12 protein-coding genes are annotated in these 14,857 nt (G+C 65.9%); 4 read left to right on the top strand and 8 right to left on the bottom strand.

The annotated features are described in order from the left end of the window. Positions 1–74: 74 nt before the first annotated feature. The 4 genes from trpA to truA form a co-directional block, all read right to left on the bottom strand. On the bottom strand, positions 75–923 hold the full coding sequence (trpA, locus tag SR882_RS05940; protein ID WP_407653296.1) for a tryptophan synthase subunit alpha: 849 nt from the start codon (positions 921–923) through the stop codon (positions 75–77). Beyond that, complete coding sequence (gene trpB, locus SR882_RS05935) at positions 920–2,161, bottom strand: tryptophan synthase subunit beta (protein WP_322520343.1); 1,242 nt, start codon at positions 2,159–2,161, stop codon at positions 920–922. The genes trpA and trpB overlap by 4 nt, the downstream gene beginning before the upstream one ends. Continuing rightward, the gene (locus SR882_RS05930; RefSeq protein WP_322520342.1) at positions 2,142–2,771 is read right to left on the bottom strand and encodes a phosphoribosylanthranilate isomerase; all 630 of its coding nucleotides are present in this window, start codon (positions 2,769–2,771) and stop codon (positions 2,142–2,144) included. Before SR882_RS05930 ends, trpB begins: the two co-directional genes overlap by 20 nt. Positions 2,772–2,939: 168 nt before the next feature. Further along, complete coding sequence (gene truA, locus SR882_RS05925; RefSeq protein ID WP_322520341.1) at positions 2,940–3,728, bottom strand: tRNA pseudouridine(38-40) synthase TruA; 789 nt, start codon at positions 3,726–3,728, stop codon at positions 2,940–2,942. 338 nt (positions 3,729–4,066) lie between these two features. Between truA and SR882_RS05920 the strand changes: the two genes are divergently transcribed. The 4 genes from SR882_RS05920 (at position 4,067) to SR882_RS05905 (ending at position 11,001) form a co-directional block, all read left to right on the top strand. After that, a complete protein-coding gene (locus SR882_RS05920; RefSeq protein WP_322520340.1) occupies positions 4,067–5,653 on the top strand; it encodes a TolC family protein in 1,587 nt (528 codons plus the stop codon). A gap of 56 nt (positions 5,654–5,709) precedes the next feature. Next, positions 5,710–6,858, top strand: coding sequence for an efflux RND transporter periplasmic adaptor subunit (locus tag SR882_RS05915; protein WP_322520339.1), 1,149 nt, complete (start codon positions 5,710–5,712; stop codon positions 6,856–6,858). Further along, positions 6,855–10,166: an efflux RND transporter permease subunit gene (locus SR882_RS05910; RefSeq protein ID WP_322520338.1), complete on the top strand. Its 3,312-nt coding sequence runs from the start codon at positions 6,855–6,857 to the stop codon at positions 10,164–10,166. Before SR882_RS05915 ends, SR882_RS05910 begins: the two co-directional genes overlap by 4 nt. Before the next feature lie 124 nt (positions 10,167–10,290). Further along, positions 10,291–11,001, top strand: coding sequence for a cupin domain-containing protein (locus SR882_RS05905; RefSeq protein WP_322520337.1), 711 nt, complete (start codon positions 10,291–10,293; stop codon positions 10,999–11,001). A 6-nt stretch (positions 11,002–11,007) separates the two neighbouring features. Here SR882_RS05905 and SR882_RS05900 read toward each other — a convergent pair whose 3' ends face one another. Genes SR882_RS05900 through SR882_RS05885 form a run of 4 tightly spaced genes read right to left on the bottom strand, consistent with a single transcriptional unit; the run spans position 11,008 to position 14,681 of the window. Beyond that, the gene (locus SR882_RS05900; protein WP_322520336.1) at positions 11,008–11,685 is read right to left on the bottom strand and encodes an ABC-type transport auxiliary lipoprotein family protein; all 678 of its coding nucleotides are present in this window, start codon (positions 11,683–11,685) and stop codon (positions 11,008–11,010) included. Between the two features lie 35 nt (positions 11,686–11,720). Continuing rightward, entirely contained in the window at positions 11,721–12,692 is a 972-nt protein-coding gene (locus SR882_RS05895; RefSeq protein WP_322520335.1) for an MlaD family protein, read from the bottom strand. Between the two features lie 9 nt (positions 12,693–12,701). Next, positions 12,702–13,535, bottom strand: coding sequence for an ABC transporter ATP-binding protein (locus SR882_RS05890; RefSeq protein WP_322520334.1), 834 nt, complete (start codon positions 13,533–13,535; stop codon positions 12,702–12,704). Positions 13,536–13,541: 6 nt separating this feature from the next. Then, positions 13,542–14,681, bottom strand: a complete 1,140-nt coding sequence (locus SR882_RS05885; RefSeq protein WP_322520333.1) for an MlaE family ABC transporter permease — start codon at positions 14,679–14,681, stop codon at positions 13,542–13,544. Positions 14,682–14,857 lie beyond the last annotated feature (176 nt).

Below are 14,857 nucleotides of genomic sequence, written 5' to 3'. Positions count from 1 at the left end.
AACTCTCCCAGGATGATGTCGATCTCGGGCCGCCCCGCGCGATCCTCGCGGGGGGCGGCCTTAGGTATATGTCGTTACTGGCGGGCGGTTTCCACGGCCGAGCGCAACTCGGCGAGAAAGCCGCGTACGGTCTCCAGCCCCTGGGCGTTCATGCCGCCGGCCGCCGAGGCCTGCTCGTGGATCAGCCGGACGATGGCGCTGCCGACGATCACGGCATCCGCCACGCGCCCCACCTGGCCGGCGGTCTCGGCATCCCGGATCCCGAAGCCCACGCCCACCGGCAGCGCGCAGGCCTCGCGCACGCCCTCGACCTGTGTCGCCAGCGCCTCGGTATCGAGGTTGGCCGCCCCGGTCACGCCCTTGAGCGAAACGTAGTAGACGAAGCCCGAGCCCTTGCTGGCCACCTCGCGGGTACGCGCCGCGCTGGTGGTCGGCGCGAGCAGGAAGATCGGTGACATGCCCCGCTCGCCCAGCGCCACGGAGAGCTCGTCGGCCTCCTCCGGCGGCAGGTCGACCGTGAGCACGCCGTCAACGCCCGCGCCCGCCGCCTTGTCAACGAAGGCGGTCACGCCGAGCGCCTCGATCGGGTTCTGGTAGCCCATCAACACCACGGGCGTGTCGGTATCACGTTTGCGGAACTCGGCTACCAGGTCGATCACGCCACGCAGGCCCAGGCCGGACTTCAGGGCCCGTTCGTGGGCCGCCTGGATGACCGGGCCGTCGGCCATGGGATCGGAGAACGGCACGCCGACCTCGATGGCATCCGCCCCGCCCTCGACCATCGCGTGCATCAGCTCGACGGTCGCCTGCGCGTCCGGGTCGCCGGCGGTGATGTAGGGGATCAGTGCCGCGCGGTTTTCGCCCTTGAGGCGCTCGAACAGGGAGCCCAGGCGGGTCGTCGGTTGCTGGGTCGTTTCGCTCACAGTTCGATCCCCTCGAGCTTGGCTACCGTGTTGATGTCCTTGTCACCGCGCCCGGACAGGTTGACCAGGATACGCTGACCTCCCCTGGCCTCGGCGAGAATGCGGGCATGGGCAACGGCGTGCGCCGATTCGATCGCCGGGATGATCCCCTCGCAACGCATCATGTCGTGAAAGGCCGCCATGGCCTCGTCGTCCGTGATCGCCGCGTACTGCACCCGACCGATGTCCTTGAGCCAGGAGTGCTCCGGCCCCACGCCCGGGTAGTCGAGGCCCGCCGAGATCGAGTGCGTGCCGATGATCTGGCCGTTCTCGTCTTCCATCAGGTAGGTGCGATTGCCGTGCAGCACGCCCGGGCGTCCGGCCGTCAACGGCGCGGCGTGGCGACCGGTCTCGACACCCTCGCCACCGGCTTCCGAGCCGTGCAACTCGACGGAATCGTCGGCCAGGAACGCATGGAAGATACCGATCGCGTTCGAGCCACCGCCCACGCAGGCGACCACCTGGTCGGGCAGCTCGCCGGTCTTGTCCAGCATCTGCGCGCGGGCCTCGCGACCGATCACGGACTGGAAGTCGCGCACCATCTGCGGGTACGGGTGCGGACCGGCAACGGTGCCGATGATGTAGAAGGTGTCGTCGACGTTGGTGACCCAGTCGCGCATCGCCTCGTTGAGCGCGTCCTTGAGCGTGCGGGTACCGGAATCGACCGGCACCACCTTCGCGCCCAGCAGGCGCATGCGAAACACGTTCGGGGCCTGGCGCTGGATATCGTCGGCGCCCATGTAGACCACGCACTCGATACCGAGGCGCGCGGCGACGGTCGCCGTGGCGACGCCGTGCTGACCGGCACCGGTCTCGGCGATGATGCGGGTCTTGCCCATGCGCTTGGCCAGCAGGGCCTGGCCGAGCGCGTTGTTGATCTTGTGCGCGCCGGTGTGGTTCAGGTCCTCGCGCTTGAGCCAGATCTCGGCACCGTAGAGTTGGGACAGGCGCTTGGCGTGATAGAGCGCGGTGGGCCGGCCGACGTAGTCGCGCAGGTCCGACTCGAACTCCTCGATGAACCCCGGGTCATTGCGGTATTTCTCGTAGGCGGCGGTCAGCTCCTCGATCGGTTCCATCAGGGTCTCGGCGACGTAGCGGCCACCGTACTCGCCGAAGCGCCCACGCTGATCCGGGAAGCTCGCGTAATCGACCGGCGCGCCAGTCGCCCCGACGGTCGCCTTAGTGTTGGTCTCGGGCATGCCCTACCCCTCGCATGAATGCATGAATTTTATCGGCCGACTTGATGCCCGGCGCCTCTTCGACCCCACTGGAGACGTCCACGGCGTAAGGCGACAGTGTGGCAACTGCCTCGGTCACGTTCTCGGGGGACAGGCCGCCGGCCAGTATCCAGGGTCGACGGTCCCGCCCGTTGTCCCGCGGCCAGCGGCTCCAGTCGAAGGTATGCCCCGTGCCGCCCAGGCCGCTGACGGCATGACTGTCGATCAGAAAGCCGCGCGCCGTGTGATGCTCCTGCATGATCCGTCGACGCGCCTCGTCGTCCAGATCGGCACTTACCGCCTTGATATAGGGGCGACCGAATTGCCGGCAGAAACGGCCCGTCTCGCTGCCATGAAACTGGAGCAGATCCGGACCGACCTGGTCGATGACCGTCTCGACCCAGTCCACGCTCGGGTCGGCGAACAGGGCCACTGCCTGTACGAAGGCCGGCACACGGGCGACCAGATCACGCGCCGTCTCCACTCGAATCGACCGCCGGCTGGCCGGCACGAACACGAAGCCCAGTGCATCGGCCCCGGCCGCAACGGCCGCCTCGACATCGGCCAGACGCGTGATTCCGCAGATCTTCACCCGTGTTCGGCTGCTGTCCACCGGTTTCCAGGCCCTCGTGAGAAAGATGACTTAAGAATGATAAATGGGGCCGCGGATTCTAGCAGGATTCCCCGGGGCTCTCGAGGGCTCTCGACTCCTCGTCGGGACACACCAACCCATCCTATCGGCAAACGAATCCGTCTGGCGTCAGCCCACCTGCTCGAACAGCGGACGGCGCGGCCGTGTCGGGAGACCGAATGCGGTTGGATACTCGACCCCGGTCAGATACAAGCCATCGGCCGGAGCGGTGATGCCAGCGGCCTCGCGATCGCAGGCGGCCAAGGCTTCACTGATCCACTCGACCGAACGCTCGCCCGTCCCGACGGCAAACAGGCTGCCGACGATGTTCCTGACCATGTGGTGCAGGAACGCGTTCGCGCGCACGTCGATAAACAGGTATTCCCCCTGACGGTTGACGTCGATGCGTTCGACGTTGCGCACCGGGGAACGCGCCTGGCAGTCCTTGCCACGGAAACTGGAGAAGTCGTGCTCGCCCAACAGGCGGTTGGCGGCCGCCTGCATGCGCGACTCGTCCAGCGGGCGATACCACCAGCTCAATCTTCCGGCGGAAATCGCCGGCCGGGTGGACCGGTTGATCAGGCAGTAGCGGTACTCGCGCGCCGTCGCGGAGAAGCGGGCATGAAAGGTCTCGTCGACCTCCTGCACCCACAAGGCGGTGATGTCGCGCGGCAGATGCTGCATGGTGCCCATCTGCCAGCCGTAGACGGGTCGTTCGACTTGCACGTCGAAATGGATCACCTGACCGGTGGCATGCACACCCCGATCGGTGCGTCCGGCGCAGACCACCTCGACTGGCCCATCGGCCACGCGGCTGATCGCCCGCTCGACGCGCTCCTGAACGGAATCGCTGTGCGACTGGCGTTGCCAGCCGTGATAGCGCCCGCCGTCGTATTCGACCCCCATGGCCAACCGCATGCCGCATTCCCTCAAATTGCTCTTCGTCAAACCCGACCGTCGGGACGGGAAGCGCGATGATACCGATTACGTCCTCGGCCGCCACGCAGGCGTTGACGCCCTGTCTATAAGTATCTCGCAAGGTACTGATACACAAGGCAGGTCCGAATCCGCGTGCTAGCATCCAACCGATACGGACTACCACGCGGGTTTCATATATTAGCAGCCACTGATATAGTCCGCGCTGCCCGTGAGGGATCGGCCGCAACCGGGCCGCCCGGCGGCTCATGTCAACGACCCAAACGGGAACGCGAACGATGTCTCCGGACTCTCCGCAACCGCATTCAAGGACACGCAGCATGGCGCGCAGCAACCACTCCACGGGTACAACCAGCGAGTACGGCCTTTCACCGGCTCGCCTGACCACCCCGGCCCGGCCGCAGCGATTGCTCTCGGCCGCCATCATCCTGGCCCTGTCTGTCAGCGGCCACGCGATGGCTAGTGAAAGCGACTCGATTACCTTCACCGCCGACACCCCGGCGACCGACAGCCAGCGCGCACTGACGCTGCCCTTTGACGCGGCCGTTGAACGCACGCTCAGCCAGAACGCCGCCGTGGATCTTTCCCAGGCGCGCATCGCCGAGGCCCGTGCGGCCATCGAACAGGCCAACGGCAACCTCCTGCCCACGCTCGACCTGTCGTTCGGCGTGATGGGGTCGAACAACCCGCTGAACGTCTTCGGGATGAAGCTGCAGCAGGAGCAGGCGAACTTCAACGACTTTGGCGCCGGGGAGTTCTTCCAGACTTATGGGAACGATCCGGCCAATCTACCCGCCGCACTGGAAACCGAGCCGGACAACCTCAACGACCCGGGCTGGCACCACAATTTCCAGACCTCGCTGAAGCTGTCCATCCCGATCTACAACGGCGGCAAGATCCGCGAGATGCGCACCCAGGCCCAGGCGCTGCTGCAGGCGGCGCAATCCGGGGACGAGGCCGCGCGCCAGCAGCTGGTCCTGCATACCGTCGAGGCCTACGCCGGCATCAACACCGCCGAGGCCTTCGTCGAGGTCGCCAGCCAGGCCCGCGAGGCGGCCACTTCCTTCCGCGATCTCTCCCAGAAGCTCTACGACGAGGGCGTGGTCACCAAGGCCGACCTGCTCAAGGCTAAGGTCAATCTCGGCGAACGCGAGCTCGATGTCGAGAACGCGCGCAACCAGGCCGCCAACGCCGCCGATGGCCTCAAGGTCCTGACCGGCATCGACACCCGACAGGAAATCGATCTCAACGAGGCGATCGACGTGTCCCTGCCCGAGACCACGCTGGACGAGGCGCGCCAACTGGCACTGTCCAACAACCCGCGCATCCAGGCGCTGCGAGGCCGGATCGCCGCGGCTCGTGCCGAGGTCGACGTGGCACGGGCGGACTACAAGCCACAGTTCAACCTGATGGCGCAGCAGGACTTCAACGACGACACGCTCGGCCTGCGCAACGACAGCTACACCGTCGGGGGCGTGCTCACCTGGCGGGTGTTCGACTTCGGCGCCCGCTCGGGCAAAGTCGATCGGGCCCAGGCAAAGGTCGACGCCAGCCTCGCCGAGCGCCAACAGGCCCTCGACAAGCTCGTCGGCCAGGTCGGCAAGGTCTGGCGCGAAGCCAACATGGCCGAAAAGCGCGTCGAGGTGCGGCGCCTGGCCATCAACCAGAGCGAAGAGGCCGTACGCCTGGAGAAACTGCGTTACCAGCAGGGCCTGGCGACCATGACCGAATTGCTGGCCGCACAGACCGAGTTGGACAACGCGCGGGCCGAGCTGATCCGCGCCCGTTTCCAACGCACCATGCAGCGTGCCGCCCTGTGGCTGGCGCTGGGCGAACTCGGCCCCGAGCGGGTCGAATCCGTGCGCGCCGACGGCGCGCGGACGGCACTGGACACCTCCGAATCCTGATCGGCCGGCAACCCCGGCCACGGTTCCCATTGCGATCCAACGAACGAGATCCATCGATGATGCAGCAAGCGACACACCCCGTCTCTCCGGTCACGGACCACCGACTTGCCCGCCGGCTGGTCGCCCCCCTCCTCGCCGGCCTTTTGCTGGCTGGTTGTGGCGGTGAACCCACCGAGCAACCGCAGGCTGGGGCCGAGAACACGATCCAGGCCGACTGGATCACCGTGGATGCCGGGCAGGTCGACGACACGGCACTCTTCCCTGGCACCGTCATCGCCAGCGACCAGTCGCCCATCGCCTCACGAATGATGGGCTACGTGCGCGAGATCAACGTCCGCGAGGGCGAGACCGTCGAGAAGGACCAGCCGCTGCTCACCATTGACCAGAGCGACGTCGATACACAGATCCGTCAGGCCGAAGCGGCGCTGGCCAAGGCCCGCTCCGGGCTGGCAAACGCACGCAGCAACTACGAACGATTCCAGCGGCTTTACGAGCAGAACGCCGTGCCGAAGCAACAGTTCGAGCAGATGCGCACGGCCTACGAAGTGGCTCAGGGGGATTTCCAGGCTGCGCAGGCCGCAGTCGAGCAGGCGCAATCGCAGGTCAATTACGCCCAGATCCGTGCCCCGTTCGCCGGGATTATCGTCCAGCGGATGGTCGATCCCGGCCAGTTGGCCACCCCCGGCCAGCCATTGCTGATGCTGATGGGCGGCGGCGACCGCGAGGTGCAGGTCGAGGTGGATGACCAGGCCTATGCGCGGCTTTCCGAAGGCGACACGCTCGACGTGGGTTACCGCGACAGCAACGGCAACCCGGCGACGTTCTCCGCCGAGGTACTGCGGCTGGTGTCGGCCGCCGACCCGATCACCCGCACCCACACGGTCAAGCTGAGCGTGCCGTCCGACCTGTCCCTGACGCCGGGCAACTTCGTCACCGTCAGTGTGGTACTCGACCAGAAGGCAGCGATCCTGGTACCGAAGGGGGCCATTCACGATCGCGGCGGCATGCAGGGCGTGTTCGTGCTCGACGACGAGGACCGGGCCCGGTTCCGCCTGGTCCGCGTCGGCCAGGAGCGTGGCGGCGAGGTGGTCGTACTGGCCGGGCTGAGCGACGGCGACCGCGTGATCACCACGGCCCAGGGTCGACTGGCCAACGGGGCCAAGGTCGTATCGAGCAATGCAAGCGAGGGTGATGCATCGTCATGAACCAGACGACCAACGCCAACAAGCCCAAGCTGAATCTCGCCGGCCGGCTTGCCAACAGCTTTCTCTATTCGAAGATCACCGCCCTGATCATGATCGCCATCACGCTGTTCGGCCTGATGGCGGTCCTGATCACCCCGCGCCTGTACAACCCGGAGATCGTGGTCCCGGGCGCGCAGATCTTCGTGCAACGGCCCGGCAACGACGCCGCCCAGATCGAGGACCAGGTGGTCAAGCCACTCGAGGCCCTGATGGCGCGCCTCAAGGGTGTCGAGCACACCTACGGCATGGCGATGGACGATCTGGGGATGGTCACCGTGCAGTTCGAGGTGGGCAGCGACGAGGAGGCCAGCCTGCTGCGGCTGTACAACGAGATCTCGCGCAATCTCGACCGCCTGCCACCCAATACCAGCATGCCGCTGGTCAAGAGCATCGGCATCACCGACGTGCCGATCATGAGCCTGACCTTGAGTTCGGAGGAGCTGGACAGCACCCAGCTGCGCGAGGTCGGCCAGCGGGTGCTCGAACAGGTCCAGAACGTGCCCGAGGTGGGTGCCAGCGATGTGATCGGCGGTCACCGCCGCGTGCTGGCGATCGACATCGACCCGCAACGCCTGGCGGCCACCGGCGTGCCGATGAGCCGCTTGAGCGAGATGCTCAAGGGCGCGAACGTCGTCCTGCCGGGCGGCGCCCTGACCAACGACAACCAGGAAATTCGCCTGCGCACGGACGCCGCCTTTACCGGCCCGGAGGACCTGGAAAACCTCGTCATCGGTCAGCACGAGCAGCGACCGATCTATCTCGCCCAGGTCGCCACCATCTCCTACACGCCGGAGGAAAACGACCAGTACACCACCCACGCCTTCGGTCCGGCCAACGACATGGGCAAGCGCGCCGGGGACCCCACGGCGGCGGTGACCGTCACGGTGGGCAAGCGCGCCGGGGCCAACGCCGTCACGGTGGCCGCCGCGGTCAAGGAAAAGCTGGCGATCATCGAGCGTGAGTTGCTGCCCGAGCAGGTGGATCTGACCATCACGCGCGACTACGGTGACCGGGCGGACGACGCGGTCAACACCCTGATCGAACACCTCGGTGTGGCCGTGCTGGTGGTCCTGATCATCCTGTTCTTCTTCCTCGGCTGGCGCGAGGCACTGATCGTCACCCTGACCGTGCCGCTGACCCTGTTCGTGGTCCTGGGCGTAGGGTGGATCTTCGGCCAGACCATCAACCGCATCTCGCTGTTCGGCCTGATCCTCTCCCTGGGCCTGCTGGTGGATGCCGCGATCGTGGTGATCGAGAACATCCATCGCCATCTGCATGAGGGCAAGGAGCCGTCATTCGCGGACCTGCTGGTGCGGGCGACCAACGAGATCGGCAACCCGACCAACATCGCGACCCTGGCCGTCATCCTGGCCTTCGTGCCGATGGCGTTCGTGTCGGGGATGATGGGACCGTTCATGCTACCGATCCCGATCAACGTCTCGGTGGCGATGATCGCCTCGCTGATCCTGGCCTACATCATCGTCCCGTGGACCGCATATCGCTGGCTCGGATCGAAGGCCCGCAAGGCGCTCGCCAAACGCGACACGCTCGAGGGCGATCCGCACCACGAGGACTGGCTGATGCGCAACTACAAGCGTATCGCCAAGCCCTTGCTCGGCTCGCGCGGCTTCTCGCTCGCCTTCCTGCTGTTCGTGCTCGGCCTGATGATCGCCTCGATGCTGATGCCGGCCTGGCAGTTCGTGCGCGACTCGGGCATGAACGGCCCGCTCTCGCCGGCCGGCGTGAGCCTCAAGATGCTGCCCGAGGGCAACGTCGACACCTTCCTGCTCGAGGTCAACACGCCCGAAGGCACGGCCGCCGAACGCACGTCGCTGGTCGCCGACGCGGTGGGCAACGTTGTATCGAAGAACCAGTACGTAACCGACTATCAGACCTACGTCGGCCGCACGGGTCCGTTGACCTTCGCCGGCATGGTCCGGGGCGACATGATGCGCCAGGCGCCCAACCTGGCGCAGATCCGCGTCAACCTGGTCGATCGACACCATCGGCCCGTGACCAGCGAAGTCGCCATGGCGATGTGGGAACAGCTCGAACCGGTGCGCCAGCAATTCACCGACTCGGGCATCAAGCTGTTCCTGACCCCGCCCGGTCCGCCGGTCCGCGCCCAAGTGCTCGCCCGCATCCACGGGCCGGACTACGAGACCCTGCGCGACATCGCCCGCCAGGTGCGCGAGCGCTTCGACGACGTCTACGGGATGATCAACGTCGACGACTCGATCACCGCTGATGCGCCGGAATACCGCATCGAGGTCAACCAGACCAAGGCACTGCAGTCGGGCATCGCCCCGGCACAGATCGCCAAGGTGGTACACGAGTATGTCAACGGTCAGACACTCGGCACGGTGCACGACACCGATACCTCCGAGCCGGTCAACATCGTGTTGCGACTCGATCAGGCCAATCGCGCCTGGATCCGCCAGATCCGTGACCTGACCGTGACCAATCCCGAGGGCAAGGCGGTGAAGATCGGCAACCTGGTCGACATCCGTGAGGGCACGGTCACCAAGCCGATCATGGATCGCGACCAGCATCCGGTGGTCTTCGTCCAGGGCGATCTGCTGGGCTCGAGCCCCGTCTACGCCACCCTGACACTGAACAAGTGGCTCAACGAGATGGAGCTCAACGACAACGTCGAGATCAGCACGGGCAACCTGGGCTTCGTCGACGGCCAGCCGGACGATCTGGAGGGCTACCAGGTGCTCTGGGGCGGCGACATGCGCCTGACGCTCGACGTCTTCCGCGACCTGGGTGCGGCCTTCATCGTCGCGCTGGTGTTCATCTACCTGCTGCTGGTCGCCTACTACCAGTCGTTCATGCTGCCGGTGATCGTGATGGGTGCGATTCCGCTCACCTTGGTGGGCATCTTCCCGGGCCACTGGCTGTTCGACATGCCGTTCAATGCCACCTCGATGATCGGCTTCATTGCCCTGGCGGGGATCGTGGTGCGCAACTCGCTGCTGCTGATCGACTTCATCCTCGACTACCGCGCCCAGGGTTACGGGCTGAAGGAATCGGTGCTCGAGGCCGGCGCGGTGCGTTTCCGCCCGATTCTGCTCACCGCGCTGGCGATCATGTTCGGCTCGGCGATCATGATCACCGACCCGGTCTTCGGCGGACTCGCCGTCTCGCTGATCTTCGGCACCTTCGCCTCGACCATGCTGACCCTGCTGGTGATCCCGATCATGTACTACTTCTGGCAGCTGGATCAGCAGATCAAGGCGGAGAAGAAAAAGGCGCAGGCCGTCTGACACGAGCAATCTGACGCAGCCGTCTGCTGCCGAAAGACAAAAACCGCGACCCGCCAATCCGACCGGTCGCGGTTTTTTTTGTCTACGCTTGGGCTCCCGTGAACACCTCAGGACTACCGGACCGATGGCCGAACACCCGCTGACTCCCCTGCACGCCGACCTGTTCGAGCGCGCCCGCGTGGACACCAACACCCTGCCCTGGGTGCAATCCCCGGAGCCGACCGTAGAGCGCAAGCTGATCGAGCGCGAGGGCGGCGACGGCACCCGGGCCACCAGCCTGGTGCGATTCGCCGCGGGCGCGTCGTTTCCGGAGCACGTGCACCACGGCGGCGAAGAGTTCCTGGTACTGGAAGGAGCGTTCTGCGACGAGAGCGGCTGCTTCCCCGCCGGTCACTACGTGCGCAACCCACCCGGCTCGCGGCACAGCCCGAGCGCGCCGGATGGCTGCGTGATCCTGGTGAAGCTCCACCACCTCGACCCGCGTGAACACGAACAGGTCGTGGTGGATACCAAGGCCACGCCCTGGCAGGCGGGCCTGGTCGACGGACTGGAGGTCATGCCCCTGGCCGGCTTCGAGGGCGAGCACACCGCCCTGGTGCGATGGGCGCCGGGCACGCATTTCACGCCGCACCATCACTTCGGCGGCGAGGAAATCTACGTGCTGGAAGGGACCTTCGCCGACGAGCACGGCCGCTACCCCGCCGGGACCTGGTTACGCAATCCCCACTGGAGCCTGCACCAGCCCTACTCCGAAACCGGCTGCACCATCTGGGTCAAGACCGGTCATCTGCCGATTCCCGATGCCTGGTATCAGGAGGCCCAACAAACTCGATAACGGCCGTCAGTCCGTCTCCGGGGGCAACGAGGAGGTAGTGGCGGCGAGCGTGGCCCCCTGGGCGACGAGCCGTGTCATAAACCGGTCGACCAGCGCCTGGGCGCCCTCAGCGTAGCGCGCGGCGTTATTGGTCGCAAGCTCGAGGGTTTCATCGAAGACCATCGCCTCGACCAGTTGTCGTTCGGACGCGCGGTACCAGCTACACGCCACCTTCATCTGCACCTGCCCCGGCGGCGTTAGCTCACCCGGCCCGAGTTGATGCTCCAGGCGCTGGATCTCGCAATACAGGCTCAGGTCGGCCGGCACACGCGCACTGCCGCGAATGACGGTCCGCACCCAGGACCGAGTGGAAAGGGTTTCATCGATGATTTCGTTGAGCATCACGCCGGGTGGGCTGGCCCAGCGGTTGTCGCGGTAGTAGGCCAGTGACTGACGCCCGCGGCTGTAGGCCATGTCCCGTCGGTCGATTGCACTGGCGGCGCGTGTCTCGATCAACCGGACAATCACCGGCTCCCTGATGTCGTTGCCCTCCACCGTCGGATCGGGCGCGACCAGCCGCCACTGCTGCGGCTCCCCGCCCCGTTCCGGCAAGATGGCGCAACCGCCCAGCAGCAACGCGACAGCGAGCGTCACCAGCAACCGAGGTGCCGCCAACTTCCGTTTCGTTTCAACACGTTGAATCATGTTCCTGTCATCCTGGTTCGGGTCGAGAGGCGCATTCAGCGGCTCGTCTCGCCGGGCCCCGGTGCGCGCTGGTCACCACCGAAGATCGCCCGCGACGGATCGTCATCGAGCGTCGAGGTAAAGTCGCTCAGTCGGCGCGACAAGTCCCGCAGATCACGAATCAGCAGACTGATGTCGGGCAAGGTCTGGCGCGAGATCTCATCGGCGGCCCGTTCACCGGCCTGGCTGAAGCCGACCGTCACCTCGGCCGCCGTGGCCACCCGGTCGGCCGTTTCGTCGACGGTATCCATGGTCGCCGAGAACTTGCCGATCGCCTGGTCAAGGGAATCCATGGTGCCGTCGGCACGGGCGAGAAGGCGCTCGCCGTTCTCGGTGAGCTCGGCGGTGTTCTCCGCGGTTCGCGAGGCATTTTTCAACAGGGAACGAAGCGTCTCGCGCTCCTCGGCGAGCGTGCCGGTGAGCTGGTCCAAATTCGTGGCGGTGCGCTCGACCGCCTGCAGGTTTTCCTCGCTCAGCAAGCGATCGATGCGTTCACTGACGGCGACCAGCCGCACCATGGTGTCATTGAGTCCGCCTTCGAGCTTGGAAAACAGCGACGGCTCGTACGGAATAACCGGACAGCAGGCGTCCGGGGCGGCCGGCAGGTCGTCATCGGCCGAACCGCCCTTGAGGTTGAGCACGCTCAGGCCCGTGACGCCCTGCGGTTGCAACTGGGCGCTGGTATCGGCCCGGATGGGAACGGTCTGGTCGATCAGCAGGCGGATGCGGATGTTGTCCGGATTGTCGCGATCGATGCGGATTTCATCGACGTAGCCAACGTCCACCCCGTGGTAGTAGACCCGGCTGTCGCTATTCAGGCCGGAAACGCTGTCGGAGGCGTAGACGAGATAGGGGCTGTACTGACGCGAGGAGCCGCCGTTGTAAAGCCACCAGGCCGTCAACGCCGACGCGCCGAGCAGCAGCACAACGAACAACCCCACGATGCTGTAATTGACCTTTGACTCCATGACTGCGCCCTAGCTGTTCCCCCGGCTTGTTCCCGCCTGACTTGATTCGAGTTTCGCATACTCTGCCGACCGCTCGCCGCGAAAATACGCAACCAGCTCCTGCTCCTCGCGCTGTGCCAGTTCGGCCGCCGGGGCGAAGGCCAGCACGCGCTTTCGAGCCAGAAAGGCCACTAGATCCGAACCGCGCCAGATCGAATCGAGATCGTGCGTGGCCTGGATCACGGTCAGCCCGAGTGAATCGGTCAGCTCGCGGATAAGGGCATCAAACCCCGCCGCGGCGATCGGATCGAGCCCCGAGGTTGGCTCGTCGAGGATCAGCAGGCTCGGATCGAGCGCCAGGGCGCGAGCCAGGGCCGCGCGCTTGACCATGCCGCCCGACAGTTCGGCCGGGTACTTGCCGGCGCTGTCGGCGGGCAGGCCGGCCAGCAACACCTTGCTCATCGCCAGTTCCTCCAGCCAGTGGCCCCGAACCGATGTGTGTTCGCGCATCGGCAACATGACGTTTTCCAGCACCGTCAGGGCGGTGAACAGGGCCCCGCCCTGGAACAGCAGGCCAATCCGCCGCCGCAGATCACGTTGGCCGCGCTCGCCCACTGCGAGGGCATCCTTGCCGAACAGTTCCAGTTGCCCGGCGTCCGGGCGGCGCAACATTGACAGGGTGCGCAGCAGGACCGTCTTGCCGCTTCCCGACCCACCGACCAGCGCGGTAATGCGCCCCCGGGGGAGCTCGAGGCTCAGGTCATCGTGAACGCATTCCTCGCCAAAACAATTGCGAATGCCGCTCAGACGAGCGACCGGCGCCGCCGATTCGTTCTGTGCCGAGTTGTGTACCGCGGATACCATCGCTGCTCAGTACCCCATCAGGTTGAAAAGCACGGAGAACCCGGCATCCAGCACGATCACCAGGAAGGTCGCCTGCACCACGCTGACGGTGGTCGCCCGCCCGACCGCCAGCGCACTTCCCGCCACTCGCATCCCCTGCATGCACCCGATCAATGCGATCGCGATGGCGAATACCGGCGTCTTGATCAGCCCGAGCATCAGCGTGGTCAGATCGACCACCTCCGGCAATCGATCGAAATAGACGGCAAAGCTCACCTCGAAACGGTAGGCCGCGACCACCGCCCCGCCCAGCAACCCCAGCAGGTTGGCGAACACCGTCAACAGGGGCAGCACCACCATCAAGGCGATGATCTTGGGCAGGATGAGCATGTCGAACGGTGAAATGCCGATCGACCGCAACGCGTCGATCTCCTCGGTAATCCGCATCGTGCCCAGTTGCGCGGTATACGAGGACCCCGTCCGCCCGGCGACGATGATGGCGGTCAACAGCGGCCCCATCTCGCGCAGGGTGATGATGGCGACCAGGTTGACGATCAGGATGTTGGCACCGAAATCGGCCAGGGTCGCGCCGGCCTGGTAGGCCATCACCATCCCGACCAGGAACGAGAGCAGGCCGACAATACCGAGTGCACGCAACCCGGCTGCCTCGATCTCGGCTACCACCTCGCGCCAACGGATCCGCCAGGGGAACGCGATCAACTTCCCGCCGCGCACCACCAGTTCGCCGATAAACGCGAGGAAGGCATTGCCCTCGGTGAACTTGGCGACGGTGGCGCGGCCGATTTTCGCCAACAGCTTCTCGCGGGGCGGCCGGGGTGTGTTCGGTGGCGGCAGACGGCCCTTGAGCAACACGATCACGTTGCGTTGCCCCTGCGGCAACGCCGCGAGGTCCACCGTCGCGCCGCCCTGCTCCAACCGCTCGACAATTCGGGCGAGTCTCAGCGCCCCGGCACTGTCGAGTGCCTCGACCTCCCCGGCGACCTGAATCGTCTGGCCGGCCCCGGCCGGGTCGCCGAACCCGGCCGGTAGCGACCGATCGATTGTGGACAGGGCCTCGGATTGCGCCAGGGTCCATTCACCGGCCAACTGCAGGCACCACCCATCTCCTTCGCCCCGCTCGAGGGCGATACGCGGCGAGGCATTCACGGAAGATCCTTTTTCGGGCATGAACCGGGCGGTCTCGGCAGATTGATCGGATAAAAACTATCGACGGCGTCAGCGGCGCTGGCCCCGACCGGTAGCGTCACCCCGACGAGCCATGCCATGCAAACGCTGACAACCGTGCTGCCCAAGCGTAGGCGCAAAGCGCCCCGCTCGTCTAT

It is taken from the genome of Guyparkeria halophila (genome assembly GCF_034479635.1).
GTDB lineage: Bacteria > Pseudomonadota > Gammaproteobacteria > Halothiobacillales > Halothiobacillaceae > Guyparkeria > Guyparkeria halophila.
The sequence above is the reverse complement of the archived record's forward strand: the minus strand, read 5'-3'. Positions and strand labels throughout refer to the sequence as shown.